33 protein-coding genes and 1 pseudogene are annotated in these 26,873 nt (G+C 60.5%); 17 read left to right on the top strand and 17 right to left on the bottom strand.

Going from position 1 to position 26,873, the window contains the following annotated elements:
* Nucleotides 1–109: 109 nt before the first annotated feature.
* Together ACR0LZ_RS04025 and map are read left to right on the top strand one after the other, a co-directional pair.
* The gene (locus tag ACR0LZ_RS04025; protein ID WP_480748494.1) at nucleotides 110–1,456 is read left to right on the top strand and encodes a uroporphyrinogen decarboxylase family protein; all 1,347 of its coding nucleotides are present in this window, start codon (nucleotides 110–112) and stop codon (nucleotides 1,454–1,456) included.
* A 348-nt stretch (nucleotides 1,457–1,804) separates the two neighbouring features.
* Nucleotides 1,805–2,629, top strand: coding sequence for a type I methionyl aminopeptidase (gene map, locus ACR0LZ_RS04020; RefSeq protein WP_480748493.1), 825 nt, complete (start codon nucleotides 1,805–1,807; stop codon nucleotides 2,627–2,629).
* On the opposite strand, the gene ACR0LZ_RS04015 is transcribed toward map, so the two are convergent.
* The 4 genes from ACR0LZ_RS04015 to ACR0LZ_RS04000 all read right to left on the bottom strand — a co-directional run bounded on the left by ACR0LZ_RS04015 (nucleotide 2,605) and on the right by ACR0LZ_RS04000 (nucleotide 5,308).
* Nucleotides 2,605–2,784 carry a hypothetical protein gene (locus ACR0LZ_RS04015; protein ID WP_480748492.1) on the bottom strand — a complete coding sequence of 60 codons (180 nt, stop codon included), beginning with the start codon at nucleotides 2,782–2,784 and terminating at the stop codon, nucleotides 2,605–2,607. The two genes, map and ACR0LZ_RS04015, sit on opposite strands and share 25 nt — an antisense overlap.
* Nucleotides 2,785–2,807: 23 nt before the next feature.
* Nucleotides 2,808–3,452 (bottom strand): HAD family hydrolase, encoded by a 645-nt coding sequence (locus ACR0LZ_RS04010; protein WP_480748491.1) that lies wholly within the window; start codon nucleotides 3,450–3,452, stop codon nucleotides 2,808–2,810.
* A gap of 87 nt (nucleotides 3,453–3,539) precedes the next feature.
* The gene (gene rsmD, locus ACR0LZ_RS04005; RefSeq protein ID WP_480748490.1) at nucleotides 3,540–4,100 is read right to left on the bottom strand and encodes a 16S rRNA (guanine(966)-N(2))-methyltransferase RsmD; all 561 of its coding nucleotides are present in this window, start codon (nucleotides 4,098–4,100) and stop codon (nucleotides 3,540–3,542) included.
* The gene (locus ACR0LZ_RS04000) at nucleotides 4,097–5,308 is read right to left on the bottom strand and encodes an NAD(P)/FAD-dependent oxidoreductase (protein WP_480748489.1); all 1,212 of its coding nucleotides are present in this window, start codon (nucleotides 5,306–5,308) and stop codon (nucleotides 4,097–4,099) included. The genes rsmD and ACR0LZ_RS04000 overlap by 4 nt, the downstream gene beginning before the upstream one ends.
* A 99-nt stretch (nucleotides 5,309–5,407) precedes the next feature.
* Here ACR0LZ_RS04000 and ACR0LZ_RS03995 point away from each other — a divergent pair, with 99 nt between their 5' ends.
* The 4 genes from ACR0LZ_RS03995 (at nucleotide 5,408) to ACR0LZ_RS03980 (ending at nucleotide 7,023) form a co-directional block, all read left to right on the top strand.
* Complete coding sequence (locus ACR0LZ_RS03995) at nucleotides 5,408–5,893, top strand: redoxin family protein (RefSeq protein ID WP_480748488.1); 486 nt, start codon at nucleotides 5,408–5,410, stop codon at nucleotides 5,891–5,893.
* 123 nt (nucleotides 5,894–6,016) lie between these two features.
* A complete protein-coding gene (locus ACR0LZ_RS03990; protein ID WP_480748487.1) occupies nucleotides 6,017–6,262 on the top strand; it encodes a glycine zipper 2TM domain-containing protein in 246 nt (81 codons plus the stop codon).
* Nucleotides 6,263–6,275: 13 nt separating this feature from the next.
* On the top strand, nucleotides 6,276–6,623 hold the full coding sequence (locus ACR0LZ_RS03985) for an EF-hand domain-containing protein (protein ID WP_480748486.1): 348 nt from the start codon (nucleotides 6,276–6,278) through the stop codon (nucleotides 6,621–6,623).
* Nucleotides 6,624–6,723: 100 nt separating this feature from the next.
* Entirely contained in the window at nucleotides 6,724–7,023 is a 300-nt protein-coding gene (locus tag ACR0LZ_RS03980) for a hypothetical protein (protein WP_480748485.1), read from the top strand.
* A gap of 3 nt (nucleotides 7,024–7,026) precedes the next feature.
* Here ACR0LZ_RS03980 and ACR0LZ_RS03975 read toward each other — a convergent pair whose 3' ends face one another.
* From ACR0LZ_RS03975 to ACR0LZ_RS03960, 4 genes are read right to left on the bottom strand one after another with little or no spacing between them, the layout of a single operon-like run.
* Nucleotides 7,027–7,320: a 4a-hydroxytetrahydrobiopterin dehydratase gene (locus ACR0LZ_RS03975; RefSeq protein ID WP_480748484.1), complete on the bottom strand. Its 294-nt coding sequence runs from the start codon at nucleotides 7,318–7,320 to the stop codon at nucleotides 7,027–7,029.
* Entirely contained in the window at nucleotides 7,317–8,504 is a 1,188-nt protein-coding gene (locus ACR0LZ_RS03970; RefSeq protein WP_480748483.1) for a GNAT family N-acetyltransferase, read from the bottom strand. The genes ACR0LZ_RS03975 and ACR0LZ_RS03970 overlap by 4 nt, the downstream gene beginning before the upstream one ends.
* A gap of 43 nt (nucleotides 8,505–8,547) precedes the next feature.
* Nucleotides 8,548–9,318: a glycerophosphodiester phosphodiesterase family protein gene (locus ACR0LZ_RS03965; protein ID WP_480748482.1), complete on the bottom strand. Its 771-nt coding sequence runs from the start codon at nucleotides 9,316–9,318 to the stop codon at nucleotides 8,548–8,550.
* Entirely contained in the window at nucleotides 9,315–9,773 is a 459-nt protein-coding gene (locus ACR0LZ_RS03960; RefSeq protein WP_480748481.1) for a RidA family protein, read from the bottom strand. Before ACR0LZ_RS03960 ends, ACR0LZ_RS03965 begins: the two co-directional genes overlap by 4 nt.
* Before the next feature lie 318 nt (nucleotides 9,774–10,091).
* Here ACR0LZ_RS03960 and ACR0LZ_RS03955 point away from each other — a divergent pair, with 318 nt between their 5' ends.
* The gene (locus ACR0LZ_RS03955) at nucleotides 10,092–10,901 is read left to right on the top strand and encodes an MlaA family lipoprotein (RefSeq protein WP_480748480.1); all 810 of its coding nucleotides are present in this window, start codon (nucleotides 10,092–10,094) and stop codon (nucleotides 10,899–10,901) included.
* Complete coding sequence (locus tag ACR0LZ_RS03950) at nucleotides 10,891–11,499, top strand: MlaC/ttg2D family ABC transporter substrate-binding protein (protein ID WP_480748479.1); 609 nt, start codon at nucleotides 10,891–10,893, stop codon at nucleotides 11,497–11,499. The genes ACR0LZ_RS03955 and ACR0LZ_RS03950 overlap by 11 nt, the downstream gene beginning before the upstream one ends.
* Nucleotides 11,500–11,801: 302 nt before the next feature.
* Here ACR0LZ_RS03950 and ACR0LZ_RS03945 read toward each other — a convergent pair whose 3' ends face one another.
* Nucleotides 11,802–12,707 (bottom strand): LysR family transcriptional regulator, encoded by a 906-nt coding sequence (locus ACR0LZ_RS03945; protein ID WP_480748478.1) that lies wholly within the window; start codon nucleotides 12,705–12,707, stop codon nucleotides 11,802–11,804.
* Nucleotides 12,708–12,941: 234 nt separating this feature from the next.
* On the opposite strand from ACR0LZ_RS03945, the gene ACR0LZ_RS03940 reads away from it, so the two are divergent.
* On the top strand, nucleotides 12,942–13,382 hold the full coding sequence (locus tag ACR0LZ_RS03940) for a DUF4399 domain-containing protein (RefSeq protein WP_480748477.1): 441 nt from the start codon (nucleotides 12,942–12,944) through the stop codon (nucleotides 13,380–13,382).
* A 217-nt stretch (nucleotides 13,383–13,599) separates the two neighbouring features.
* Here ACR0LZ_RS03940 and ACR0LZ_RS03935 read toward each other — a convergent pair whose 3' ends face one another.
* Nucleotides 13,600–13,854 (bottom strand): hypothetical protein, encoded by a 255-nt coding sequence (locus tag ACR0LZ_RS03935; RefSeq protein WP_480748476.1) that lies wholly within the window; start codon nucleotides 13,852–13,854, stop codon nucleotides 13,600–13,602.
* 89 nt (nucleotides 13,855–13,943) lie between these two features.
* A pseudogene (locus ACR0LZ_RS03930) lies at nucleotides 13,944–14,279 on the bottom strand (transposase); the annotation flags it as partial.
* 77 nt (nucleotides 14,280–14,356) lie between these two features.
* Between ACR0LZ_RS03930 and ACR0LZ_RS03925 the strand changes: the two are divergent.
* On the top strand, nucleotides 14,357–14,740 hold the full coding sequence (locus ACR0LZ_RS03925) for a 3-hydroxyacyl-CoA dehydrogenase family protein (RefSeq protein ID WP_480748475.1): 384 nt from the start codon (nucleotides 14,357–14,359) through the stop codon (nucleotides 14,738–14,740).
* A 25-nt stretch (nucleotides 14,741–14,765) separates the two neighbouring features.
* Here the strand turns inward: ACR0LZ_RS03925 and ACR0LZ_RS03920 are convergent, their stop codons facing one another.
* Both ACR0LZ_RS03920 and ACR0LZ_RS03915 read right to left on the bottom strand, forming a co-directional pair.
* The gene (locus ACR0LZ_RS03920; protein WP_480748474.1) at nucleotides 14,766–16,418 is read right to left on the bottom strand and encodes a Y-family DNA polymerase; all 1,653 of its coding nucleotides are present in this window, start codon (nucleotides 16,416–16,418) and stop codon (nucleotides 14,766–14,768) included.
* A gap of 65 nt (nucleotides 16,419–16,483) precedes the next feature.
* Nucleotides 16,484–16,777, bottom strand: a complete 294-nt coding sequence (locus ACR0LZ_RS03915; protein WP_480748473.1) for an I78 family peptidase inhibitor — start codon at nucleotides 16,775–16,777, stop codon at nucleotides 16,484–16,486.
* Between the two features lie 130 nt (nucleotides 16,778–16,907).
* Between ACR0LZ_RS03915 and ACR0LZ_RS03910 the strand changes: the two genes are divergently transcribed.
* Both ACR0LZ_RS03910 and ACR0LZ_RS03905 read left to right on the top strand, forming a co-directional pair.
* Complete coding sequence (locus ACR0LZ_RS03910) at nucleotides 16,908–18,020, top strand: S-(hydroxymethyl)glutathione dehydrogenase/class III alcohol dehydrogenase (protein ID WP_480748472.1); 1,113 nt, start codon at nucleotides 16,908–16,910, stop codon at nucleotides 18,018–18,020.
* Nucleotides 18,021–18,128: 108 nt separating this feature from the next.
* Nucleotides 18,129–18,845, top strand: a complete 717-nt coding sequence (locus ACR0LZ_RS03905) for an NYN domain-containing protein (RefSeq protein WP_480748778.1) — start codon at nucleotides 18,129–18,131, stop codon at nucleotides 18,843–18,845.
* A 23-nt stretch (nucleotides 18,846–18,868) separates the two neighbouring features.
* Here ACR0LZ_RS03905 and ACR0LZ_RS03900 read toward each other — a convergent pair whose 3' ends face one another.
* From ACR0LZ_RS03900 to ACR0LZ_RS03890, 3 genes are all read right to left on the bottom strand, one after another.
* A complete protein-coding gene (locus ACR0LZ_RS03900) occupies nucleotides 18,869–19,732 on the bottom strand; it encodes an EamA family transporter (RefSeq protein ID WP_480748471.1) in 864 nt (287 codons plus the stop codon).
* Nucleotides 19,733–19,735: 3 nt separating this feature from the next.
* On the bottom strand, nucleotides 19,736–20,521 hold the full coding sequence (locus ACR0LZ_RS03895; protein ID WP_480748470.1) for a phosphodiesterase: 786 nt from the start codon (nucleotides 20,519–20,521) through the stop codon (nucleotides 19,736–19,738).
* 353 nt (nucleotides 20,522–20,874) lie between these two features.
* Complete coding sequence (locus ACR0LZ_RS03890) at nucleotides 20,875–21,504, bottom strand: TetR/AcrR family transcriptional regulator (RefSeq protein WP_480748469.1); 630 nt, start codon at nucleotides 21,502–21,504, stop codon at nucleotides 20,875–20,877.
* 128 nt (nucleotides 21,505–21,632) lie between these two features.
* Between ACR0LZ_RS03890 and mbfA the strand changes: the two genes are divergently transcribed.
* Together mbfA and ACR0LZ_RS03880 are read left to right on the top strand one after the other, a co-directional pair.
* Nucleotides 21,633–22,607, top strand: coding sequence for an iron exporter MbfA (gene mbfA, locus ACR0LZ_RS03885; protein WP_480748468.1), 975 nt, complete (start codon nucleotides 21,633–21,635; stop codon nucleotides 22,605–22,607).
* Between the two features lie 44 nt (nucleotides 22,608–22,651).
* On the top strand, nucleotides 22,652–23,575 hold the full coding sequence (locus ACR0LZ_RS03880) for an AEC family transporter (protein WP_480748467.1): 924 nt from the start codon (nucleotides 22,652–22,654) through the stop codon (nucleotides 23,573–23,575).
* A gap of 2 nt (nucleotides 23,576–23,577) precedes the next feature.
* On the opposite strand, the gene ACR0LZ_RS03875 is transcribed toward ACR0LZ_RS03880, so the two are convergent.
* Nucleotides 23,578–23,919: a cupin domain-containing protein gene (locus ACR0LZ_RS03875; RefSeq protein WP_480748466.1), complete on the bottom strand. Its 342-nt coding sequence runs from the start codon at nucleotides 23,917–23,919 to the stop codon at nucleotides 23,578–23,580.
* Between the two features lie 191 nt (nucleotides 23,920–24,110).
* Here ACR0LZ_RS03875 and fghA point away from each other — a divergent pair, with 191 nt between their 5' ends.
* The 3 genes from fghA to ACR0LZ_RS03860 are packed head-to-tail and all read left to right on the top strand — an operon-like array spanning nucleotide 24,111 to nucleotide 26,872.
* Nucleotides 24,111–24,944, top strand: a complete 834-nt coding sequence (gene fghA / locus ACR0LZ_RS03870) for an S-formylglutathione hydrolase (protein ID WP_480748465.1) — start codon at nucleotides 24,111–24,113, stop codon at nucleotides 24,942–24,944.
* Nucleotides 24,945–24,947: 3 nt separating this feature from the next.
* Entirely contained in the window at nucleotides 24,948–26,423 is a 1,476-nt protein-coding gene (sthA, locus tag ACR0LZ_RS03865; RefSeq protein ID WP_480748464.1) for a Si-specific NAD(P)(+) transhydrogenase, read from the top strand.
* A complete protein-coding gene (locus ACR0LZ_RS03860; RefSeq protein ID WP_480748463.1) occupies nucleotides 26,420–26,872 on the top strand; it encodes a YaiI/YqxD family protein in 453 nt (150 codons plus the stop codon). The genes sthA and ACR0LZ_RS03860 overlap by 4 nt, the downstream gene beginning before the upstream one ends.
* Nucleotide 26,873 lies beyond the last annotated feature (1 nt).

The raw sequence follows: 26,873 nt of genomic DNA, 5'->3' as shown, positions 1-26,873 counted from the left end.
ACAAATTTTGAAAAGCGGGTATATGTAAGCTATCCAATTGCAGCTAGCATGGCGCCGATCCGACAACTCGTGCCCTCCGAAACCGGAGTGTCCAGCCAAGAGCGACGCCATGACCAAGATCGAAGATTATGCATTCCCCAAGGGGCTTGACCTGCTGCGCCGCTGGCAGGCGGAAGACCCGGACGCCAAGGCCGAAATGAAAAGGGTTTTTGATGCCGCGATTGCCGGGGACTTCGACGAGAACTTTGCCATCAAGGCCGATCCCGGCCGTGTCAACTGTGTCGCTTCGGTTCATATGCTGGCGCTGGCGGTTCTGAACGACCTCTATGGCATCGAAACCCGCGAATACTATCACGAAGACCCCTATCGTTACGTGCGCGCCAATCTTGCCGTGACCCGGCTGATGGGGGTGAACAAGTTCTACATCACCTGGGCGCTTTACGCCTGGACCTGCGAGCCGCTGGGCCAGACCATGATGTATCCCGACAAGTTCCCGCCGGGGGCCGATCCGGATGACATTCTGATCAACAAGGAAAACTGGCGTGATCTGAAAACGCCGGATTTCACCACGGGCGCGCCGCTGGCGATCACCAACATCCTGCGGGTGTTCCAGGAACTGACCGGGCTGCCACCGCTGCTGCAGATCTCGGCACCATACAGCCTTGCCGCGGACATCTACGGGCAGGAGCCACTGCTGGCCGATGTGGTGCACGACCCCGATGAGGTGAACGCGCTGCTGGATCATCTGGGCGATGTGGTGCTGGGGCCGTGGATGGACCACCACGTCGCAACGTTTCCGAACGGATGGATCGAGCTGTCCGATGCGTCGGGTTCACCGTTTTTCATCGGGCCGGAGAATTGCAAGAACATGTCAATCCGGTCGATCCGGCACATGCTGCGCGACAAACCTTATGCGAACCGCGTGTTCGACAACAATTATCGCGGCGACCATGTGGCGATGGCGAAAAAGAAAGACCGCAGTTCGCGCCGCCGGGGTGGACGGGGTGGCGGCGACTCAGCAGCTCCCGAACTGGCCCCATCGGAGAATCCGGCGTTGCTGGACCTGACCGAAGCCAAGGTCAGCGTGAACCCGGTTTTCATCATGCGGCTAGCGGCGGATTTGGTCGACATCTCGTTCTATGAACAACAGGCGATCCAGCGGAACATGCCGCTGACCTCGGGTGTCGGCTCGCCACAGATCGACGCCAACAGCATCGAGGATCTGGACGCGGCCAAGCGGAACGCTCGCGAAATGGCGCGTTCGCATGTGGCGGCGATCCGGAATGTCTGCGCCAACGTGGATCTGCCAGAGGACAACCACGTCGGGCAGGCCTGGCCCAGCCATATCTATTTCGAAGACGTGAACCTGCATTCCCAGTTCGATCTGGTCGAGATCATTCTTGAGGAGGTTTATGACTCGGAACCGATCAGGCGGCGCGAAGTCGCACCTGTCTGAGCGGTTCCCGACAGAGTTTTCCAAGGTTGAGCGGCGGGGCCGGTGAGGTTCCTCCCCTGAATGTTCCGCGAATTGTGTCAGGTCAAACGGACGCTAGGCTCAGTGGATGAGATAGCTTTGACCTGACGCTGGTTCGGGCGCTCTGGTGCGGGGGCGAACCGGGTCCCTCGTATCCGGACGGAGAGTGTGCATTCCGCCTGGTTGTCTCCTGATTGTCGCGAGACGCGGATTACACCGGGCGCAGATGGACCCATTTTGCGGAAAACATTGCGACCCCGCGCCCTCTGGCACTTTCTGCGTAAGCAGCGTAAAGAGGGTTTCGCGTGCAACAATTGGAGCCCCGCACCGATGAAGGAACACCGTGGCCGCCTGACCAAGGATGGCATCCGTATCTATGAGACGTCCGACTTTGCCGGCATGCATGCGGCAGGGGCGGTTGCGGCCGGGATACTGGATGACATTGCCGCGCATGTCTTTCCCGGTCAGACCACGGGTGAAATCGACCGGGTCATTACCGAGATGGTCGAGAACGTCGGCGCGAAATCGGCCACCATCGGCTATAAGGGCTATCAGCACGCAAGCTGCATTTCGGTCAATCACGTGGTCTGCCACGGCATCCCCGGCGACAAGAAGCTCAAGGACGGCGATATTCTGAACATCGACGTGACCGTCATCGTGGATGGCTGGTTTGGCGACACCTCGCGCATGTATGTGGCCGGCAAACTGCCCCGCAAGGCGGAACGTTTGATCCAGGTGACCCATGATGCGCTGTTCAAAGGTATCGAGATGGTCCGACCGGGCAACACCTTTGGCGATATCGGCCACGCCATCCAGTCCTTTGTCGAGGCACACCGGATGAGCGTGGTTCGGGATTTCTGCGGTCACGGTCTGGGCCAGGTGTTTCACGCGCCGCCGAACGTGCTGCATTATGGCCGCCCGGGCACCGGCGCCAAACTTGAAGAGGGCATGTTCTTCACCATCGAACCGATGGTCAATCTGGGTCGCCCCGAGACCAAGACACTGGCCGATGACTGGACAGCCGTCACCCGCGACAAGTCACTGTCGGCACAATTCGAACATTCGGTGGGCGTGACCGCCACCGGGGTCGAGATTTTCACCCTGTCACCGGGCGGCAAGTTCCACCCGACCTATTCGTCCAATTCGACGGCTTGATCGCGCAACAGTTTCAGCAGCATCGTTTCACGCCCCCACGGGGTGACGGCATCGTGGATGAACACGGATGAGCGCAGCGGTTTGCGCTCGGGTCCTTGGGTGGTCTCTGCATCCTGATTGAGTGCCCAGAACGGGGCGGTCAAGGCGTGGTCCATGAGGGCAATCTAGCACAATCGGTTCAAAAACCCAAAAGTGCAGGCACGTCGGCCATGTCATGGAAAACTTCGGCCCCCAATGCCGCAAGCGCTTTGCCGTCGTCATGAGGCGCGAAGCCAAGGCAGCGCATGCCGGCGCGCGCGGCTGCGGTTACGCCGCTGCCGCTGTCCTCAATCACCACGCACTCATCTGCCTGCATCTGGAAACGGCTGGCTGCGGCCAGAAACAACCCAGGCTCCGGCTTCGAGACACCTAGTGTATGAGCCGAAAATATCGCGTCGGGATGAAATCGATCCCACAACCCGTTTTGGCCAAGGGTGATGCGCATCTTGTCCTCGCTGCCGTTGGAGGCAACGCAGCAAGAAATGTTGGCGGTATCCAAATATGCCAGCAGATCCGGGATGCCTGTGACCAGCGGCACTCCTTGGCGCAGGAGGGTATATTCTTCGGCATAGACTTGTTCGATCCAGTCCTCAGGCAGAATTGCGCCTAGGCTGAGGGCCTTTTCCTTCACACCGGCCATTGATAAGCCGACAAACATATCCATCGACTGTTCAGCCGTCATGGGTAATCCATGCCGTGTCAGATTGTCCGCCATAATCTGGTTCGAGGCAGGTTCGCTATCCACCAAAACACCATCGCAATCGAAAATCACAAGTTTATGCATTGCTTGTTCCCTTTTATCCCGTCTCGGGCGTAACAGCTGGGAGATCAGGTGCAATCGAACCGCGGGCGAAAAACCGCCCTGACTGTTTCAGGTTGAAATAACCTTCCACATCAACGTGATATGGGTATCTCCGTATTTCCGCGCGTCATGCAGTGTGAAGCCCTCGGGGGCCGTCATGGGCGCATTTTCTTCCCAGACGACCAGTGCGCCATCGGCGATCCACCCCCCGACGACCGCGGCGGCAAGCGCCTTTTGGCCCAGCGCCTTGCCATAGGGCGGGTCGAGAAAGATCAGGTCATAAGGATCGCCCGGATTTTCCTGTAACCGGGTCGCATCGCGGCGGATCAGGTCGGTGCGGTCAGCGCTGCGGGTCAGGTCAATGTTCTTCCGGATCAGACCCTGTGCCACACGTCCATCATCTACGAAAGTCACATGCGCCGCGCCGCGCGACAGCGCCTCAAGCCCCAGTGCGCCGGTGCCTGCAAACAGGTCCAACACGCGCAGGCCGTCGAAATCAATCTGATGGGACAGCACGTTGAACAGGCTTTCGCGCACCCGGTCGGTGGTGGGGCGCAGATGCGCGCCCGCGTCGCCCTTGCCGACCGAGGCCAGTGCGCGGCCCCGGAATTCTCCGGCGATGATCCTCACGCTTTCAGAAGCGCTTTGAGGTCGGTTTCAGGGTCGGATGCGGCAGCCGGATCGGCATTCTTGCCCATGTCGATCAGCCGCTTGCCGACCATATAGGCGCGCGGATCGTTCATCGCGTCCACGGCCACCAGTTGCCCGCCCTTGTAGTACCAGAACGAAGTGGTCAGCCCCTCGCCCTTGCGGGTCACCACCTGATCATAGCCGGTATTCAGCCCGGCAATCTGCAGTTTGACGTCGTATTGGTCCGACCAGAACCATGGCTGCGCGACATAGCCCTTGCCCGCGCCCAGCATGTTCTGGGCCACGACCTCGGCCTGATCGATGGCGTTGGGCACGCTTTCCAACCGGATGCGCTGCCCCTTGTAGGGAAACGAGGCGCAATCGCCCGCCGCCCAGATCGACGGATCGGAGGTGCGGCCCTGCGCGTCGGTCCTGATGCCGTTCTCGATCTCCAGCCCTGCCATTTCGGCCAGTTGCGTCGAGGGCGTGATGCCGACGCCAACAACCACGAAATCCACCACCAGCTCGGTCCCGTCACTGAGCACCGCGCCGGTCACGTTGCCGCCTTCGCCGGTGATCCGCTCAAGCCCGACGCCTTCGCGGATATCAACGCCGTGACCACCATGCAGGGCGCGGAAATAATCGCTGGTTTCCGGGGCCGCCACACGCTGCAGGATGCGGTCGGCCATTTCGACCAGTGTCACGCTGACCCCGCGCTTGGCGCAGACGGCCGCCGCCTCAAGCCCGATATAACCGCCGCCGACGATCAGCGCCCGTTTGCCCTGGATCACGGACGGGGCCATGGCATCGACATCGCCCAGATCGCGCACGACATGCACCCCCTGCAGATCGCCGCCGATGGCGGCGGGCAGGCGGCGCGGGTCAGAGCCGGTCGTCAGCGCCAACTGGTCGTACGAGATCACCTCGTCCCCAAGCGTCACGGTCTTGGCATTCGGGTCGATTCCGGTGACACGCTCGCCAAGGCGCAGGGTGATGTTTTGTTCGGCATAAAAACTTTCGGGCCGCAGGAACAACCGTTCCAGCTCCATCTCGCCCAGAAGATAGGCCTTGCTGAGCGGCGGGCGTTGATAGGGCAGGACCGGTTCGGCGCCGATCAGGGTGATTTCGCCGTCAAAACCCTGTTTGCGCAGCATTGCCACAAGGGACGATCCGGCCTGCCCCGCTCCGATCACTACAAAATGGCTCATGATCCTCCCGCCTTGTCGAATTTCCGTGGTCACATCTGGTTGCCCAGCTATATGCCTTTAGGGAACAATCCGTAAATCCATCAGATAGGAAACCGCAAGATGATTTCAGTTGGGGATACGCTTCCGGGCGCAAAACTCATCCATATGACCGACAAGGGGCCGCAGGAAGTCCAGCTTGCCGAAAAGCTGTCGGGGCGCAAGGTGGTGATCGTTGCGGTGCCTGCCGCGTTTTCGGGGCTGTGCGATCAGGTTCATCTGCCTAGCTTCATCCGGACCAAGGCGCAATTCGACGACAGGGGTGTGGATGAAATCATCTGCCTGGCGGTCAACGATCCGTTCGTGATGAAGGCGTGGGGAGAGTCCACCGGCGCGAGTGAAGCCGGGATCACCATGCTGGCCGATGCCGATGGCGGTTTTACCAAGGCGATCGGGATGGATTTCGACGCTCCGGTGGTGGGTCTGTATGGCCGGTCGACCCGCTATGCCATGCTGGTCGAAGATGGAACTGTTCGGGTGCTCAACACCGAATCCGAACACGGTGTCTGCGACCGTACGGCGGGCGAAGGGTTGCTCGAAGCGATCTGAGCGTTGCGGCCCCTGCCAATCGCCGGGGCCAATCTTTGCCTGTTATCTGCAAACCCCTCAAATTGCTTGAGACCGTCCCGAAATGCTCCGATACTCGGGTTAGCGACATCGGGAGCTGAACTCATGAAAACAAAGTTATTTGTCACGGCCATTTTAACCGGCGGGCTTGTAGCCGCCTGCGCGCCCGCGCCCACGCCTCAGGCTCAGGCCGCCCGGCAGCACGAGATCGCCTGCCTGAGCGGAACGCTGGGCGGCGCGCTGATCGGTGGCGCCATCGGCAATCAGTTCGGAGGTGGCTCGGGCAAGACCATCCTGACCGCAGCGGGCGCTGCAGCCGGCGGCGCATCCGGGCAAAGATACTCGTGCTGAGGAGAGATTTGAGATGAAACAGGGATTTGCAGCCTTGGTGGCCCTGATGCTGGCGTCAACCGCGATGGCGGATCAGGTGGCCGAACTCAACGAGGCCGAACTGAACGCGATAGACGCAAACAACGACGGGTTTCTGTCAAAGGATGAGTTCAACGCTTTTGCGGACTATGCCTTTCAGGCGATGGACGAAAACCGCGATGGCACGCTGACGGCAGCGGAAACGCGGCCGCATTTCGAGATCGGGCATTTTTCGGCCATGGACAAGAACGGCGACAACCTGGTGTCCTCGGGCGAGTTTTCGGATCAGATGTCACAGGATTTCCTGTCCGCGGATCAGGATCAGAACGGCAGCCTTGACTGACGGCGACGAGCGGCGGCACGAAAGGTCTCGCCGCCATGTGATTTCGATGTGATCGGGTTCGCCCTATCTGATGGTTTAGAGAAACCAATCAGGGTGCATCATGACATATCGTATTTCAAAAATCGCCGCCGCCGCGCTTGTGGCAATGACGCCGTTGATGGCCAACATGGCTCATGCGGATGCCAAAGGCATCTTGCCGGTCGATGGCAACAAAATCTGTCAGGGCAACCAGTGCCTGCGCGTCGATGCCAACACCGGGCGCATGCAACTGGCCGGGCGCAAGTCGGTCGCCATTCCGGCGGGCATCGACGTCAGCAGCGGCAATGTCACGCAAGCGGAGTTCCGGCAGATGCTGCAGGTCGCAGGCCTTGCATCCGGTTACGGCGCTGGCCGCCGCTGATACTTACAGCAGGGCGTCCATTTTCCGGGCAAGCTTGGCGTCGAGGGAGCTAAGCCCCTCGACATCATGTGTCGACAGAACCACCTCGACCGTTTTGTAGACGTTGCGCCATTCGGGGTGGTGATTCCATTTCTCGGCCCAGATCGCGGCGCGCGTCATCCAGCCGAATGCCTCGACAAAATTGTCGAAGATGAACGTCTTGGTGATCGCGTCGCGATCTTCGGTCATGGTCCAGCCGTTCTTGAACAGCGGATCCAACAGCGGGCCTCGGGCTTCTTTGGACAAAAGTTCGGTCATTGCTGTTCCTCCGGGTTCGACTTCCTGAACGGGCCATAGTCGGTCAGGATCTCGATCTCTTCGCCGACCGCCTCGCTTTCCGCCTCAAGATACCGGTCCACGGCTTTTGCGAAACCGGGATCTGCAATCCAGTGCAGACTGTGCGTCCGGGTCGGCAGATATCCGCGCGCAAGCTTGTGTTCGCCCTGCGCGCCGGCCTCGACCCGTTTCAGCCGATTGGCGATGGCGAAATCGATGGCCCTATAATAGCACAGTTCGAAATGCAGAAAGGGATGATGTTCGGTACAGCCCCAGTAGCGGCCGAACAGGGTGTCGCGGCCAACGAAATTCAGCGCTGCCGCCACGGGGTACCCGTTGCGCTCGGCCAGAACCAAGGCGACATCATCTGTCATCGTGTCTTGCACGTGATCGAAAAAGGTGCGCGTCAGATAGGGCGAACCCCACTTGCGTGACCCGGTATCCTGATAGAAGGTCCAGAAGGCATCCCAGTGCTCTGGGCGCAAATCCGGGCCGGTCAGAGTTCGGATCGTGCCGCCGAATTCGCAGGCCTGTGCGCGCTCCTTGCGGATATTTTTGCGTTTGCGTGACGATAGCGCGGCAAGAAACTCGTCAAAGTCCCCGTAATCGTCATTCAGCCAGTGAAACTGTTGCGACATCCGATGCATGAGCCCCATTTCGGTGCCGGCCTCGGCCTCGGTTTTGGTGCAAAAGGTGACATGCAGGGACGAGACCCGATTTTCGGCGGCCAACTGAACCGCGCCCTGCACCAGCGCCGACATTCCGATCGTGTCGTATCCCGGACGGACAAGGAACCTGCGACCCGTGGCCGGGGTAAACGGCACTGCGATCTGAAGCTTGGGGTAATAGTGACCCCCCGCCCGCTCGTAAGCATGCGCCCAGCTGTGGTCGAAGATGTATTCTCCCTGGCTGTGCGACTTGGCATACATCGGCGCGGCACCGATCATCATGCCGTCGAGATGGGCGGTCAGGTATTGCGGCTGCCAGCCGGTGCCACGCCCGACAGAGCCGCTTTGTTCCAGCGCCAGAAGGAAACGATGCGTAGTGAACGGATCGACCGGGCGGCCGCCATCGGTGGTTTCAGGACAGGCGCAGCTATCCCATTCATGGGCCGCAATCTGGGTCAGTGACCCGAGAACCCGAACTTCGATCTGTGCCTGATCCATAGAACCTCCGCCCCTTTGTTATCTGTGGTCGTGCGGCAGGGGATCAAGCAGGATGTTCGGCCAGGTACCCTTCGAAGGTGATATTGTCGACAACCTTGCGCGCCTCGGCCTCTTGCTCTGTCGAGCGCACCGTCCAGCACAGGATCGGCACGCCCTGAGCCTTCAACTCGGCCACGCGCGCGCGGCTCAGGTCTTCGACCTCGTGGCTGATGAATGATGCGCGTACTCGATCGAAATCCGGGATATCTCGCAAATGGTTGCAGATCTGTTCCGACAGCGGCCAGTCGGCCGGATCATAGGCGCTGGTGACGATGCCGCGGGGAATCCTGGGGGCAAGACGCGCCAGTTCCGCCACGCTGTTGGGGTTGAACGACATCAGCGCCACCGGGCCGTCATAAGTGGCCAGCGCCCGAACCGCCGCCTGTTCCAGCGGGCCGATGCCGGTGCCCATGGCCCCGTCCTGATCCTTGAACTCGATCAGCAGCGGCACCCGCCCCGCGACGATTTCCAGCACTTCGGCCAGTGAAGGGATGCCTTCGCCCTCGGAGTGCAGCAATCGCACGTCTGACGCCTGGGACGCCGTGAGTTGCCGGATCGGGCCGGGCTGACCGGTCAACCGGCGCAGGTCATAGTCGTGAAATACCATCGCCTGACCGTCAGATGTCATCTGCAGGTCGATTTCGATTCCGTATCCGGCCTTGATCGCTGCCCGGATGGCGGCGCGGCTGTTTTCGGGGCGAGCGTTGGTCGAATCATGAAGCGCCCGATGTGCGATCGGGCGCTTGAGAAAATCAGGCGGCAAGGATGGCGTCATCGAATTTCGAAGATTCCTTCGATTTCGACGGCAACACCCAGCGGCAGGGCGGCGGCGCCCACAGCAGAGCGGGAATGACGCCCTGCTTCGCCCAGCGCTTCGCCCAGGAAATCCGAGGCGCCGTTGATCACCTGCGGTTGCGCGGTGAAATCGCCGGTCGAATTCACGAATCCGGTCAGCTTGACCACTCGCACCAGACGCTCGATATCGCCGTCGCAGGCGGCCTTGACCTGCGCCAGCAGGTTGATGGCACAGACCTTGGCTGCTGCTGCCCCGGCCTCGATTTCCATGTCGGCACCCAGCTTTCCGGTGATCAGCCCGTTTTCGTCCTTGGAAATCTGCCCCGATACGTAAAGCAGATTGTCCACCCGCACGAACGGCACATAGTTGGCCGCCGGAGCGGGCGCGTCGGGCAGAGAAACGCCCAGGCTTTCGAGTTTTGCTGCGATGCTCATGAATCGCTTCCTCCAGTTTCCGAGTCCGGCGGACGCTAACCGGGAACATCCAGCACGAAAAGCCCGAAACTCGCCTTCTTGCGGTCCAATTGCGCCAATACCATGCATTGCGCAGCGGGCGATACGCCGAAAACCACCCAATTCCCAAGCAAACGTGACCGACACTTTACGTTCCGCTGTACCGGCGCTAGATGCTTTGATGTTTCAATTCCGTGCCGCGTCCACTATGTGTCACCCAAATTGCGTCGCTCAGGTTGACGACCGTTTGAAAAACCAGTTTTGCCAGGCCTCGCCGTCGTGGAGTACAGAATAACCGTGTTGACCCGCCTGATTTCCAAATTCCCGTTTATTCTCGTGGCGGCAGTCGGTCTGACGGCCTGTGCCAAGGCGCCGGACGAGGCTGCGACGCGCAATGGCATTCATGATCCGTACGAAAATACCAACAGGTCGATTCATGAATTCAACCGGGGTGTCGACAGGTTCTTTTTCCGCCCGGCATCCAAGGGCTATGTCACGATCATACCCGAGCCGATGGTGACCAGCTTCAACTCGTTTGCGGAAAACCTGTCGATGCCGAGCAACGCGGTGGATTTCCTGCTGCAGGGCAAACCCAAGGAATCCGGCATCGCGCTGTTGCGGTTTCTGATCAACTCGACCGTGGGTTTCGCGGGTCTGGCCGACCCTGCCAGCGATTTCAAGATCCCGCGTGTGGACACCGATTTTGGCGAAACCCTGCATGTCTGGGGCTTTGGCGAGGGTGCTTACGTTGAACTGCCGCTTTATGGCCCCTCGACAACGCGGGACGCGGTGGGCGTGGTGGTCAACCTGTTCACCAACCCGATTGATTTCGCGCCGACCCGGCCCGCCGACAATCTTGGGCTATATGCCGAGGTGGTCCGCCGCATGGGGGATCGCGGGCGGTATTCGGACACGGTCGACTCGATCCTGTATGAAAGCGCGGACAGCTATGCGCAGGCGCGCCTGATTTATCTGCAGAACCGCCGCTTCGAACTGGCAACCGACGACGAAGATGCCTATCTGGGCCTTTACACCGATCCCTATTCCGAAATCGGGCCGGACCCGTCGGACCCGACACTGGACCCTTATGAGGACCCCTATGCCGAATAACTGGATGAACCGCCGCGCTTTCCTCACGTCCGCCGTCGCAGGCCTTGGAATGGCCGCAATGCCGCTGCCCGCATTGGCCCTGACCGAAGCGGGGGCAATGCAGTTGGTCAACAGCGTCGTGACCGAAATCAACAGCGTGATCGACTCGGGCAAGTCCGAGCAGGCAATGCTGCGCGATTTCGAGAAGATCTTTGTGCAATATGGCGACGTGCCGATCATGGCGCGCTATGCGCTGGGGGCAGATGCGCGCAGCGCAAGCCCGGCGCAGCTGAAAAAGTTCACCCAGGCGTTTCAGGGCTATATCTCGCGCAAATACGGTCGCCGCTTCCGCGAGTTCATCGGAGGTGAAGTGACGGTCAAGAGCGCCCGCAAGATCAAGGCGGGATACGAGGTGCGCAGCACCGTCAAGCTGCGGGGCGAAGCGCCGTTCGAGGTGACGTTCCTTGTCTCGGACAAATCGGGGCGCGACAAGTTCTTCAACATGTTCATCGAGGGCGTCAACGTTCTGTTGACCGAACGCACCGAAATCGGTGCGATGCTGGATGCGCGCAAGGGCAATCTGGATCAACTGATCCGGGATCTGAATTCCGCCGGATAAGGGCAATCCAATCCGAAAAGCCCGAAACCCCGCGCGCCTGGTCAGGCCGTGATCCGGTTTTCAGACCCTGATCGAAACCATTGCACACAACCCCCAGCCGACCTCGCCCCGAGACGGCCTATCTCGTCGATGAAACCAGTGTGAACGCGTAGGTGCCAACGAGTTTAGTCTGCGAGTCACACAACCAACTCTGACAGTTTCCGGCGCAATCCAAACACCAAATCAGGATTTCGATTGACAGCCGCGCACAAGAAAAACCCGCGCCATTGGCGCGGGCTGCCGAAGTTTCCGGGAGGGAGACATTACCAGTCCATAGGACCTTTTTCGGCGAAGGCGTCGACGAGGAAGTCGATGAAGGCCCGCACTTTCGGCTGCGTGAACCGGCCGGGCGGGTAGACGGCGTAAATCCCCTGCACTTCATCGGGCAGCGAGGGCATGGCATCCTCGACCAGCCCCTGTTTCAGCGCGTCCGAATACAGGTAGCTGGGCAGATAGGCGATCCCCAGCCCCGAAATCGCGGCATTCAATAGCGACTGACCGTCGTTCACACTCAGCCACCCTGCGGTGCGAACCTGCCGTTTTTCTCCCGACGGCGCGGTCAGTTTCCAGACATTGCCTGACGACTGGCTGGAATAATGCAAAAGTTTGTGTTCGTTCAGATCGTCGATCTTGGCGGGGCGGCCATATTGTTCGATATACCTTGGCGACGCGACCATGCGCTTGGTGGTTTCGGTCAGCTTGCGCGCCCGCAGCGTGCTGTCTTCCAGCTCTCCGATCCGAACCGCAACGTCGAACCCTTCCGAGATCAGTTCGACATAGCGGTTGTTCAGCACCATGTTGACGGTGATGTCCGGATAGCTGGCCAGAAAACTCGACAATACCGGCGACAGGTGATTGACACCGAAATCCGTCGCCACGCTGATCCGCAGCAACCCCGAAGGCGCCGACTGCATCGACGTGACCAGCGCATCGGCCTCGCCCGCATCGTTCAGAACCCGGCGGGCGCGGTCATAATAGGCCAGCCCGATTTCCGTCGGCGACACCCGGCGCGTGGTTCTGTTCAACAGCCGCGCGCCCAGCCGCGCTTCCAGGCTTGAGACATGTTTGGAAACAGCCGATTTGGAGATGCCCATTTTCTTGGCGGCATCGGTAAATCCCCCCTGATCCACCACATTGGCAAAAGCTTCCATTTCGGTGAGTCGATCCATACCGCTACCCCAAGTCTTCGTTCTTTCGTTCCGTTCTGACGCCAAATCTGGGCGAGATCAGGGCGACGAAGGGATAATATCGCGAATTTCACACGGATCGTCGTGAATGCGGAAACCCTCGAATTTGACGGATCACATCCGGTTTCACGGAAAATTCAGAACGATTGTGGCTGTTTTGCGGCTGAAACGGTCTATCTGCTGGCTTGTTTTGATTTTGAGCCCAAGAGGTAAACCATGAAGCTCCTTGTTGCGTCCATTTCGGCCGGTCTGATGGCAACTGCGGTACTTGCCGGCGGCGACACGCCGTCAAACCCTGATGCGTCGGTCTATTTCGCGAACCTGTCCGACGGCGATGCTGTAACCTCTCCTGTCACGGTCGTTTTCGGCCTGAACGGCATGGGCGTCGCCCCGGCCGGAACCGAGGCCGACAATACCGGCCACCACCATCTGCTGATCGACCGCCCGCGCTTTGGCGAGGGCGAGGACGGGGCCGAGGAACTGACCTATGGCCTTCCGGTTGATGATCACCATCGCCATTTCGGCGGCGGCCAGACCCAGGTAACCATCGACCTGCCGCCGGGGGACCGCACCCTGCAACTGGTGCTTGGCGACCACTCTCACGTCCCCCACGCCACCCCGATCATGTCCGAGGTCATCACCATCACGGTCAAATAACCGGTAGAATCGCCAGCTTCCCCTGACGCAGGGAATGCCCGGTTCCAAACAACGTATCCGGGCTTTGCCCTGACCTCTCCGGCGCATGGATAAGTGAGGTTCCGCTGTGCCGGGCGGAGCAGTTGTTGAAATTGTCAATCTCGATGCTCGATGTCCGCTTTTTTCAAGTCGTCAACTCATAGGCCCATGACAGTACCAGCTATATGCACCAAAGAGACTAACCACCTTCAAGCATGTTGTGTCGTAGGTAATCGTCTCGATTCTGTCGGGTTTCGTCATGTAACTCCCCAGTCACCAGCCGATAGAACAGCCCTTTCAGTGTGGCATTCAGGGGCCAAATATCACCTATGCTGAAGAACGGTATTGGTTCCGCGCCGTACTTGCCATCAGTGTGAAAGTTGCGCACTCGGTCAGAGTAGTAATCCTCAAAGAATTTTCGCTGGGTGTACGGCACACCATAAATCTCATCCATGTACGCTTGGGCATCATACGAACTAGGGTTTTTGGCCCCCAAGGTTGTCAGTTGCCGCAATATCCTGCTGTAAGCCGCGTCCAATGCAATCGTGCGCGGCGGCAGAGCGTGGAAAAATCCGAAACGGGAACGTCGGTCTGCATGAGCCGCAGCAAACTGCGGACAAAGCCCTGCGTTTGGCGAAGGGGTAAGCCGAACACGACGCGCAGGGTCAGGCAGGTCTCAATTGCCAGATCAGAGTAGTGTCGCTGACCACCACGTTTCCCTGACCTTGGCGCGCACCACCCGGATACCGCATCCTCGCTGAACCAGACCGTATCATCACCACGCTGGCGAAGCGCCTCGTTGTACTCAGGCCAATTCGTGACCCGGTACTTGGCCTTCTCAAATTTATCCCGCCGCGACACATTGAATTTGAAAGGCATCCCGCCATCCCGTCGTTAAACCAAGAAACTGGCTACGCTGATGAAACGATCCGTGCAACACAGTCGTTCGCAAGGAAGTGCCCGGCCATGTTGCCGATCGCCCGCAGGCCGCGATCTGGCGCGAGGCGATTAACCTGGTCGTCTCGGGCGTTGCCTCGGTCGAGGATGTGGACAAGGCGGTCTGGGCCGGGCCGGGACTAAGATGGGCGGCGATGGGGCCGACCATGCTGTTCAACCTTGGCGCCGGCGAGGGCGGCCTCAGATCGTTCTGCGACCATTTCGCGGACACGTTCAGCGGTTGGTGGGATGATCTGGGCCAGATCTATCTGACGCAGGACGTAGCCCGGCAATTGACCGAAGGTGTCGAAGCCGAAGCCCGCGGCATGACGCCTGGCGAGCTGTCGCAACAGCGGGATGCGTTGATCGTCGCCATGCAAATGGCCATCGCGGGGTTGCGCTGAAAAACCGGCGACGCGTGCCTGATCGTCACGCAAAGCTCCCCTGACAGAACCAGCCCGGAGACATGGCTCCGCCGTGGCCATAGAACAGCCACAGCCGGTCGCCCTGTTCGGTCACCACCACCCAATAGTCGCGCACGCCGCTACGCCAATCGGGGTCGTCCAGCCACCATTCCGGCGCGATGCGCTCGGGGCCGGTGGCCTGAGCCAGTTGCCAGTCCCGCCCGCGCCAACGAAACCGGTCGGGTATGGTGGGACCGTCCGGGGCCGTCACCGGTTCGGGGCGCCACATCAGCAGGGGGCGCGGGCGCGGGGGGGAGGGCCAGTCGCGCGCGGGTTCGGACCAGGCCGCAGCAAGGATCTGGGCGGATTTCTCGGGGATGTGGGACGAGGCAGGGTGGCGGCGGGTGATCGTCTCCAGCCCCACCCGCGCGCCCAGCTTGGCCGTAAGGTCATCGACTGCGGTGTTGCCCGCCAGCCGGTCGCGCACGGCGCGGTTGGCCTCGGCATGGCCGGTGACGGTGCGGGCATGGACCGGTTCGGTCTGGACCGCCTCTAGCCGCAGCATGTCGATGCCATACCCCGCGTCGATCCGATCGACCTTCATCTCGAGCAGGGGGCGGATACGGTGCGGGTCGAAACCGGGCCGCGCCAGCCCGATCTCGACGATTTCGGCGGCCTGATCGGTGCGGTGCGCCTCGAGCCGCAGACCACGCAGGCCGCGCCCCTTTTCCTCGAGCCGGGTGCAGAGCACAGGCAGCATCCGGTCGATGGCGGCCATGACATCCTCGTGCAGCCCGATCGGATTGGGCAGGGTCATCCGCACCGCGAAATGATGCGCCGGACGGGCGGGCGAGACCGGTTCGGGCGCGCTGCCCATGGCCTGATCCAGCCGCAGCACCAGCCCCCGCCCGAACCGTCGCGCAAGGCTGGCGCGGGGCTGGCCCAGCAGATCGCCGATCCGGCGCAGGCCCAGACGGTTCAGTTGGGCGACGGTCTGATCCTCCAGCCTGAGCGCGGCCACCGGCAACGGGCTGAGCGCACCATAACTTTGCCCCGGCGGCGCGATCCGGGCACCGCCGCCCGACGCCGACACCTGCGGCGCGGCGCCACCGCGGGTCCAGTGCCGCCGTTTTCCGGCGCGGGCGCGGGTGGCGCGGGCCTCCTGGCTGATGGCGTCGCCGTTGCGGTTCGACGCGACCCGCTGCCCCGCATACCGCGCCAGGGCCCAGGCCGCGCCCAGCGTGTCGGCGATACCCGTTTGCACGCCCAGCCCCATATCGGCGCAGTCGGTTTCGATGACGTCCAGCAGCGCCTGTTCACCTCCGAACAGTTGCGCGCAGCCCGACAGGTCGATGACCAGCCCGTCGGGCGGTTCTTCGGCCACCCAGGGGCTGAACTTTCCCGCCCAGCGCCGGAGCGCGGCCAGAAACGCGGCCTCGGCGGGCGCATTGCGGGGGCGGGTGATCAGGACCGCGCACATGGCATGGGCGTCACGCACCGGCTGTCCCACATGCAGACCGGCGGCCTGCCCTTCGGCATTGAGCGAGGTGATGACCTGCATGTTCGCCTGTTCGGCCACCACGGCCAAGGGGCCGGATTGCAGACCGCGCGCGGCCCGCACCAGCCGTTCCGCCCCAAGGCGGGGGAACCAAAGCGAAAGTATTCGGCGTCTGGACATCCGGGCAACAACAAATGTTCTTTGTTTGTTCTTATTCGGGAATCATCCACCGAGTCGAGAGGGGCCTAGCCGCAGGTCAGCCGCTGAATGATACCGCTGTCATCCACAAAAACATTCAACCGGTCGATGCGGTAATCCTGCGTGGCGATGCTGTCGGGCTCCAGCACCCGCGCCTTGTCCGGCAGGCTGGCCTGAATGCCGGATACCGGTTGCCCTACGGCGCCGGCAAAAGCTTCCCCGTCGCAAAAGGCCAAATCGACCGGGGCCGGTTCTGGTGCAGGGTCGGGGTCACCCGTATCCACGGGCTCGGTTCCTCCGCACGCGGCCAGCAGAGGTAAAACCATGAGAAATCGGTACATTGGCGCTCCTTCACGCGGTGATGTCGGTTCTGTGTGATCTTATTGCAAACCGGCCTGCGATGAAACGAGTGTTGAAGAATCCCTGTAATTGACGCAGGGTCGTGCGAAATTAACAGGGAGAAATTGCATCATGCGTACCCGTGCCGCTGTTGCCCTTCAGGCGGGCAAACCCTTGGAAGTGATGGATGTGAACCTCGAAGGACCCAAAGCGGGCGAGGTACTGGTCGAGATCAAGGCCACCGGCATCTGCCACACCGACGAGTTCACCCTGTCGGGCGCTGACCCCGAAGGCTTGTTCCCGGCCATTCTGGGCCACGAAGGCGCGGGCGTGGTGGTCGAGGTCGGCCCAGGCGTGACCAGCCTGAAGCCGGGCGATCACGTGATCCCGCTTTACACGCCGGAATGTCGCGAGTGCGAATACTGCCTGCATCCCAAAACCAACCTGTGTCAGGCGATCCGGACGACCCAGGGTCAGGGCCTGATGCCCGACGGCACCTCGCGCTTTTCGACGCTGGATGGCGATCCGATCCTGCATTACATGGGCTGCTCGACCTTCTCGAACCACACGGTGCTGCCTGAAATCGCGCTGGCCAAGGTGCGCGAGGACGCGCCGTTCGACAAGATCTGCTATATCGGCTGCGGCGTGACCACCGGCATCGGCGCGGTAATCAACACGGCCAAGGTGGAAATCGGCAGCCGCGCCATCGTGTTCGGTCTGGGCGGGATCGGCCTGAATGTCATTCAGGGCCTGCGTCTGGCCGGAGCAGACCAGATCGTCGGCGTCGACCTGAACCCCGCCAAGGTGGAAATGGCCACCAAGTTCGGCATGACCGATTTCGTGAACCCGTCCGAGGTTGAAGGCGATCTGGTGCCCTATCTGGTCAACCTGACCAAGGGCGGTGCGGATTATACGTTTGATGCCACCGGCAATGTCGGCGTGATGCGCGCAGCACTGGAATCAGCGCATAAGGGCTGGGGTGAATCGATCATCATCGGCGTGGCGCCTGCGGGGGCCGAAATCTCGACCCGCCCGTTCCAGCTGGTCACCGGCCGTTCGTGGCGCGGCACCGCGTTCGGCGGCGCGCGAGGCCGTACCGACGTGCCCAAGATCGTCGACTGGTACATGGAAGGCAAGATCGAGATCGACCCGATGATCACCCACACCATGGGTCTGGACGACATCAACAAGGGCTTTGATCTGATGCATGCCGGCGAAAGCATCCGGAGTGTCGTGATTTATTGATCCCGCTTCGGGCGGGTGGTGAGGCGGGCGGAAACTTTCGCCCGCCTCTCTTAATGGGAAAAATCACTCTTAACTCTAAACCATTGGTTGATCTGGGGAATTGAAGTGATTGAAAAACGAAGTGACCGACTGGCTGTACTGATAGACGCCGACAACATCGCCGCTAAACACGCGCAAGCCATCTTTGACGAGGTCGCTTCCCTCGGCGAAGCCAGCATCCGACGGATTTATGGCGATTTCTCCAACGGATCGCCACAGGGTTGGGACAAGGAAACGCTGGCGCAGCATGCCATCGTTCCACACCAGCAGTTCGCCAATACGACTGGCAAGAATTCCAGCGACATCGCACTCGTCATTGATGCGATGGACATATTGCACTCTGCCCGATTTGACGGATTTGTGCTGATCTCTTCCGACAGCGATTTCACTCGCTTGGCGAGCCGCATCCGGGAACAAGGTCTGAGTGTCATCGGAATAGGAATGAGGAAGACGCCCGCAGCATTTGTCGCGGCATGCAAACGCTTCATCTATATCGAGAACCTGGAGCCAAATGTCGCGCCCGAGGCCGCAAACGATAAATCTCCGGCGCAGAAACCGGACTTGAACAAAGCTTATCAACTTATACGAAATGTCGTGCTCAACACGAAGGAGCCGGATGGTTGGGCAAGTCTGAGCTATGTCGGCAGCGAGCTGGGCAAGCGCTATCCCGATTTCGACGCGCGCACCTTTGGTTTCAAAAGATTAAGCGACCTAGTACGCGCAATCGGTCGTTTCCAGGAAACTGGGGACAACGGTGGTTTCAAAATCAAGACGCGCGATGACTGACGCTCTTTGTCCAAGCGCACGCCTCAAGACAGCGTAATCGACAAGATCCCCAGCGCGATTAAGCTGGCCCAGCCGATGCGGTGCAGAAAGCGGGGCTCTTTCAGGATTGCAGCGGCAAGGATCACCGAAACCGGAATCGACGCCTGCCGTACCGCGCTGACCGACGCGGCCTCAGCCCCAAGCTGAAAGGCGGTCAGGATGAACAGGTAAGACAGATAGGACGCGATCCCGGCAAAAATGATACGCCCCGGCGCCAGCGTCCAGCCACGCACGACCCCCAGAAACGGGGCCGACAGGTGGCGATCCTCCCACGCCCTGATGCCGGCAAGCAGTGGCGTCACCAGAACATAGGTATAAAACAGGAAAGGCGCCGGGTCGGCCTGTCGCATTGCATTGGCATCGCTCAGCGAATAGGCCGCAGAACCCAGCATCGCCATGACCGCCAGCGCGAACGCCTTGTGATCGTGCAGCAAACCGCCCGGCGATTTCTGGATCATCAGGCTGCCCAGCAGAACCAGCGCGATCCCCAGCAGGGTAAGCCACGAGTATTGCTGATCCAGCGCCAGCCAGCTGAAAGCGACAATGGCGATCGGCGAGGACCGGATGATCGGGTAATAGACCGACAGGTTTCCACGCCGCAGGGCCGACAGGGTGCCGTAATAATACAATGTCAACCCAAGGGCCGAAATCACCACAAAGGGCCAGGTTTCGCGCGGCAGACTCAGGTCTTGCCCGGTTGCAAGCGTATGTACCGCCGCCAGGATCACCCACGTCGACGACACCCCGACATAGCACGACACCGGATGCGCCGCCCCCTTCAGTGTCAGGTCCCGCAGCGGGTGAGTCACCGCCGAGATCAGGACAAGGGCAATCCAGTACAGCTCCATACCTCAGGTCTGGTGCAGGGGGTTGCGCTGCAGGAAAGTGTTGAAATGCACCGTCAACTGGTCATCCCCAATCTGCACCACACCATAGGCCGGAGGCTCGTCACAGAATGCACCGTCGACGCTGGCCGCGTTCAGCGGGATCTGGTGGTTGAGGCTGGGCAAGCTGGTGAATGGGATACCACGCCAGTTCACATAGGTCATGCGATGCACATGGCCAAAAAACACGTGCCGGATGTTGCGCCCGTGCTTAAGGGTTTCGGCAAACGCGTCGGCCTCGACCAGCCGGATTTCGTCCACAAAAGGGATGCCAATGTCGAAGGGCGGGTGATGCAGGAACAGATAGGTGGGTTTGTTCCCGGCTTGGGCAAGTTGCGCCTTCAGCCAGTCCAGACGGTCGGGGCAAAGCCGCCCTTCATGCACGCCCTGCCCGTCCTTGGTGGAGTCGAGGAACAGGAAAACACCCTGGTCTGTCTCGTGCCGGTGCTGGACAAAGCCGTTGGCGTCCTTGGGATGGTCGGGGAAAACCGATTGGAACACAGCCCGATCGTCATGATTGCCGATCAGCAGAAAGCAGGGCAGCGGGAAAGCAGCCAAACGCGCCTTGAGCGCCTCATAGGCCTCAGCCTCGGCAAATTCGGCCAGGTCGCCCGAAATCACGCAAAAGGCAGCATCGGCGTGCCACTGTTCGATGTCGTTTAGACAGGCGTCCAGCCGTTCGGAAGGCACACCGCCGTTCAACGGGCCGTCCCCGCGAACAAGATGGATGTCCGTGATATGAATGAACTTCATCCGCATATTTCCCTGTGATCTGCATACTGGACATTGACGATATCCAACTGTCGCACAAGGCTTGACAACCAGTTCGGTGACCTTCTCGCCTGAACGCGACATGTTTCACGGGTTCGGTTTGGCTTTGACGACCGGCGTCATGTCCGGCGCGACCGAGAGAACACCTGAGGTATCTGGTTCTCGATGATAGAATGGCCGCTCAGACCATTACCTTTTACAGTGAGAATGCTGGAAGCGGTGGTCGAAATCGTGACAACGATGCATACGATCTTTCCAAGCCTCCACGGATCAAAAGCTAAACAGGCGGGATTGACCAACTGGTAATGCAGATCAATTGAGGATGGCGACGTATTTCAAGACGCTTTTTTCGCCCCATACCGAGCCATGAAGGTATCGACAGCCTGCAGGGCTACCTCGTCGATCTCTTCCTGTGAAAAACGGCTCTGGATGCCAAAGGCCGCGCGCATCCACAAGCGGGTTTTGCACAATTCCGAAAACTGCTCGGCGGCGATCTGGACGTCGTCGATCACCAGTTCTCCCTTGGCGACGGCCTTTTCCAGATATTCGGTCATCTGGCGTTGGCCGTTCTCGGGACCGGCCGCATAGAAAGCCTGTCCAAGCTCGGGGAAACGATCCCGTTCGGCCATGCAGATGCGGAACACCTTCTGCGCGAAATCCGACACCAGAAACCCGGTCAACTGCGTGGCCGCGATAGTCAGGACCTCGCGTGCTGGCTTGGATTCGTCGATCATCGACAGAATGCGTTCGGACATCAGGCGGCACTCGGTCTGCGCCACCTCCATGAACAAAAGCCGCTTGTCGGGGAAATAGCTGTAGAGCGTCGCCTTGGAAACACCCGCCACGCGCGCAATGTCATCTACGCTGGCGCCTTCGAACCCGTCTGCCATGAAAACCTCGCGCGCGCCTTGCAGGACCTGATCGAATTTTCGACCGGTGCGAAGGATTGCGGCGCTCTGAGTCATGGTGTCCCCTGCGATATTCGGTCTATCAAATGTATAAACCGTTCAGTTCAGTTTCAACGATTCGCCGAAGCAGTTGCATGATCTAGCGCAATTACTATCTTAGAACCGTTCTAATAATGAGGCAGGCAATGCGATTTCTTACTCAGCGCAAACACTTCCGCGACCTGTCCGAGCAAGAGGTCATCGCGCTGGCCATTTCGTCGGAAGAGGACGATGCGCGCATCTATCGATCCTATGCCGAGATGCTGCGCGGCGACTATCCGGCGACCGCCAAGATATTCGACGGGATGGCGGCGGAGGAAGACCAGCACCGTGCCCGCCTGATCGCCTTGCATGAGTCGCGGTTCGGCCCGGTAATCCCGCTGATCCGGCGTGAACACGTGGCGGGATATTATGCGCGCCGCCCCGTCTGGCTGGTAGAGAATTTGGGTATCGACCGTATCCGGACCGAGGCCGAAGCGATGGAGCGTGACGCCGAGCGGTTCTATCTGGCTGCGGCAAAACGCACGTCGGATGCCGCAACCCGCAAGCTTCTGGGCGATCTGGCGGCGGCAGAGGCCGGGCACCAGGCCACCGCGTCGGAACTGGAGCAAACGCATCTGGATGACGAAATCCGCGCAACCGAGGATGCAACCGCGCACCGGCAATTCGTTCTGACCTGGGTGCAGCCGGGTTTGGCCGGGTTGATGGACGGGTCTGTGTCGACGCTGGCCCCCATCTTTGCCACCGCGTTTGCCACCCAGGATACGTGGACCACGTTTCTGGTCGGCGTCGCTGCCTCGGTCGGGGCGGGTATTTCGATGGGCTTTACCGAAGCAGCCTCGGACGATGGGGAATTGTCGGGGCGCGGGTCTCCGGTGAAACGCGGCCTTGCCTCGGGCGTCATGACCACGTTGGGCGGATTGGGTCACGCTCTGCCCTATCTGATTCCCGAATTCTGGACCGCGACAACCATCGCTGTGATTATCGTGTTCTTTGAGCTGTGGGCAATTGCGTGGATTCAGAACAGGTATATGGAAACGCCTTTCTTCCGTGCGGCGTTCCAGGTGGTTCTGGGTGGTGCACTGGTTCTGGCCGCCGGTATCCTGATCGGCAGCGGGTGACGCACGGACTTGTTAATCGGTAAAATCATGTTACCAATTTCACCATGGTCGAGATATTCCTGCGCACATTACCCTTCTTTGCGATCATCGGCCTGGGATACTGGGCCGGGCGCAGCCGATTCTTTACCGAAGACGCCACGGCCTATCTGACCAAATTCGTGTTCTATTTCGCCCTGTCGGCGATGCTGTTCCGGTTCTCGGCCACCCTGCCCTTTGCCGAGATTTTCGATGGCCGGCTGATAATTGGCTATCTGATCGGCACCGCCGGCGTTTATGCGCTGGCGACGCTGGTGGCCTATCTGCGCGGGCTTGATGTGCCGACAGCGGCGGTCGAGGCGCAATGCGCCGCCATCGGCAACGTGGGTTTTCTGGGGCTTCCCATGATGGCCCTGTTGTTCACCGAAGCCGCGATCGGGCCGATGATGCTGGTCCTGACAGTCGATCTGGTGGTGTTTTCGTCGCTCATCGTCATCCTGATCAACGGCGGGCGGGACGGGAAACTGACACTGGGTACCCTGCGGCTGATCGGGGTCGGCCTGCTTAAAAACCCGATGATCGTGTCGATCAGCATCGGCCTTCTTTGGTCTGCCATCCGGCTGCCGGTTCCGGCGCCGCTGGAAAACTTCCTGACCATTCTGGGTGGCGCGGCGACGCCCGGCGCGCTGTTCGCCATCGGCGCGTCACTTGCCAGCAAGTCGGCCGAGCGGGTTCAGATCGCGGGCTGGCTCAGTTTCTGTAAACTGGCCGTCCATCCCGCATTGGTCGCGGTTGCGCTGTTGTGGCTGATCCCGGTCGATCCATTCGCCGCCACCGTCGCCATCGCCGCCGCCGCGCTGCCGGTGGCGGGCAATGTCTATATGCTGGCGGCGCATTATGGTGTCGCGCCGCATCGGGCCTCAGCCGCCATCCTGATCTCGACGGTGCTGTCGATCCTGACGGTCCCGGCGGTAATCGCCTGGATCACCTGAGGTCAAAAACGGATCACATAATCCTTGCGTGTGGTTTCGATCACCTCCCAAGTGCCCCTGAAACCGGGGCGCAGGATGAAACTGTCGCCGGCTTGCAGCGGATATTCTGTCCCGTCATCGCCGGTGATGATCGAGCGGCCCTCCAGAATGCGGCAATACTCCCATTCGTCATAGGATATCCGCCATTTGCCGGGCGTTGACTGCCAGATGCCACAGTACAGGCCATCGATTTCTTCCGCGTTCCATGTGGTGAAAACGGGATCGCCAAAGATCACCTTTTCGGGAGCCGGACGTTCGGTTTCCGGTTCCACAGCATCGGTCGTCAGTTTCAGAAAAGTGCTCATGTTCGCGGCCCCTTGCGGTCAACTTGAATTGTTTCACCGTTTTTTTGGCGCATGTCCAGCGCGGCAGCGCTTGCCATGTGGGACAGTTTACCCGGGTTTCTGCCGCAAAAAACGGCAATCCTGCCGCGCACCCGCTGGACCCTGCGGCCATCAAAGGGTAGCGATAGGCCAACTGAATAAGGAGCCCGATTATGGAAACCGTTTCCGAGAACAAGGCCTTTGGCGGCGTGCAGGGTGTGTACCGGCATGCAAGCGCCGCGACCAGTTGCGACATGACCTTTGGCTTGTTTCTGCCCGCCGAAGCCAAGGATGGGCCAGTTCCGGTTCTGTGGTATCTGTCGGGCCTGACCTGCACTCACGAAAACGCCATGACAAAGGCGGGCGCGCAAAGCTGGGCCGCCGAACAGGGGATCGCGTTGGTGTTTCCCGACACCTCGCCACGCGGCGAAGGCGTGGCCGATCATGAAGACTACGATCTGGGCCAGGGGGCAGGTTTTTATGTCAACGCCACGCAAAAGCCCTGGGCGCCGCACTTCAATATGTGGACCTATGTGGCCGAGGAACTGCCCGCGCTGCTGACCGAGCATTTCGCCATCGACGGCGATCGGCAGGCAATCACCGGGCATTCGATGGGCGGGCATGGCGCTCTGACCCTGGCGATGAACCTGCCCGGGCGGTTTCGCTCGGTCTCGGCTTTTGCGCCAATCTCGAACCCGACGGGCAGCAACTGGGGCCGCAAGCAACTGAGCGCCTATCTGGGGGATGATGAGGCCGCGTGGGCGAAACACGACTCTAGCCTGTTGATGAAGGAAAAGGGCTTTGACGGGCCGATCCTGATCGACACCGGCACCAGCGACCAGTTCATTGACCTGCTGCGCCCAGAGGCGCTGGCCCATGCCATCGCCGAACGCCGCCAGCAGGCCACCAATCGCTTGCAGCCCGGATACGACCATTCCTATTTCTTCGTGTCGACCTTCATGGAAGATCACATCTCATTCCACGCCGAAGCGCTGTATGGGGAGTGAGCCATGAGCAAGTTCGACTATGATCTGATCATCATCGGCTCTGGCCCCTCGGGGAAATCCGCGGCGATCCAAGCGGGCAAGCTGAAGCGCAAGGTTCTGGTCATCGACCGCAAGGACCGGCTGGGCGGGGTATCAGTGCACACCGGAACCATTCCGTCCAAGACCCTGCGCGAAACGGTACTGAATCTGTCGGGCTGGCGCGAGCGCAGCTTTTACGGGCTGGCCTATCGCGTCAAGGATCAGATCAGCGCCGACGATCTGAAGGGACGTCTGCACAAGACGCTCGATTATCAGGTCGACGTGCTGGAACACCAGTTCAACCGGAACCACGTGGAAACGCTGAACGGACTGGCGAAATTCATCGGCCCGCACGAGATCGAGGTGACTGCGGACACTGGCGAGACGGCCCGGTTGACCGCCGCCAAGTTCCTGATCGCGACCGGAACCCAAACCTATCGGCCCGACTATGTTCCGTTCAACGGCAAGACCGTCGTGGACGGCGATGAATTTCTTGAAATGGATGAGATCCCCCGCTCGCTGGTTGTCATCGGCGCGGGTGTGATCGGGGTGGAATATGCCACCATGTTCTCGGCATTGGATGTCCGGGTGACGCTGATCGAACCGCGCGAGACCTTCCTGGATTTCATCGACCGAACCCTCATTCAGGAGTTCACCCACCAGATCCGCGAAAACGGTGTCGATCTACGGCTGGGTTCAGCGGTTGAAAAGATCGAGGATGCGGGCACCCATGTCGAAGTCAGTCTGGCCAACGGCCGCCACGTGCGCGCGGAAATGCTGCTGTTTGCCGCCGGGCGCATGGGTGCGACCTCGGCCCTGAACCTCAAGGCTGTGGGGCTGGAAACCGACCACCGCAACCGGTTGGATGTGGACCGCAAGACCTATCAGACCGCCGTGCCGCATATCTATGCCACTGGCGATGTGATCGGGCACCCCTCGCTGGCCTCGACCTCGCTGCAGCAGGGGCGCGTTGCCGCCTGCCACGCGCTGGAGACACCGACCCTGCCAGAAAGCCCCTGGTACCCTTACGGCATTTACTCGGTCCCCGAGATGTCGACCTGCGGCATGTCCGAAGAGGAATTGCAGGAACGCGGTATCCCCTATGAAGTGGGCGTTGCACGGTTCCGAGAAACCTCGCGCGGGCATATCATGGGATTGGAACACGGCATGCTGAAAATGCTGTTTTCGCTCAAGACCCGGCGGGTGCTGGGGGTGCAGATCGTGGGCGAAGGCGCAACCGAGTTGATCCACATCGCTCAAGCGGTGCTGAACCTGAAAGGGACGGTAGATTACTTCGTGCAGAACACCTTTAACTATCCGACCCTGGCCGAGGCTTATAAGATCGCCGGTCTCGACGCTTTCAACCGCATGCCGATCCCGGAGGAGTTCAAGGTGCGCAAGAAGCCGGTCGCAGTCAAAACCGAATCCGAGGTGGCGGAGAAAAAGGCCAAAAAGGCGTGACGCTTTACGTCGATGCCGACGCCTGCCCCGTCAAGGCCGAGGCCGAGCGGGTCGCGACGCGGCATCGGTTGCCTATGATGCTGGTATCGAATGGCGGGCTGCGCCCATCGCCAAACCCGCTGGTGCAGGTTGTGATCGTGGCCGAAGGCGCGGACGAGGCGGACAAGTGGATCGCCGAGCGCTGCGGCAAGGGGGATGTGGTGGTAACCTCTGACATTCCGTTGGCGGCAAAATGCGTCGAGACGGGGGCGCGGGTTCTGCGCCCCAATGGCGAGGCGTTCACAGCCGCCAATATCGGCCAGCAACTGGCGATGCGCGACCTGATGGCCGATCTGCGCGCCGCCAACCCACTTGGGGCTGGCGGCGGCGGCAAGGCGTTTTCCAAGGCCGACCGGTCTCGGTTTCTGGACGCGCTGGAACGGGAAATCAGGACAGCGCAGCGGAGCTAGG

Source organism: Ruegeria sp. CI1 (assembly GCF_056536925.1).
Note: the sequence above shows the minus strand (reverse complement) of the source record. Positions and strands in the feature narration are given on the sequence as shown.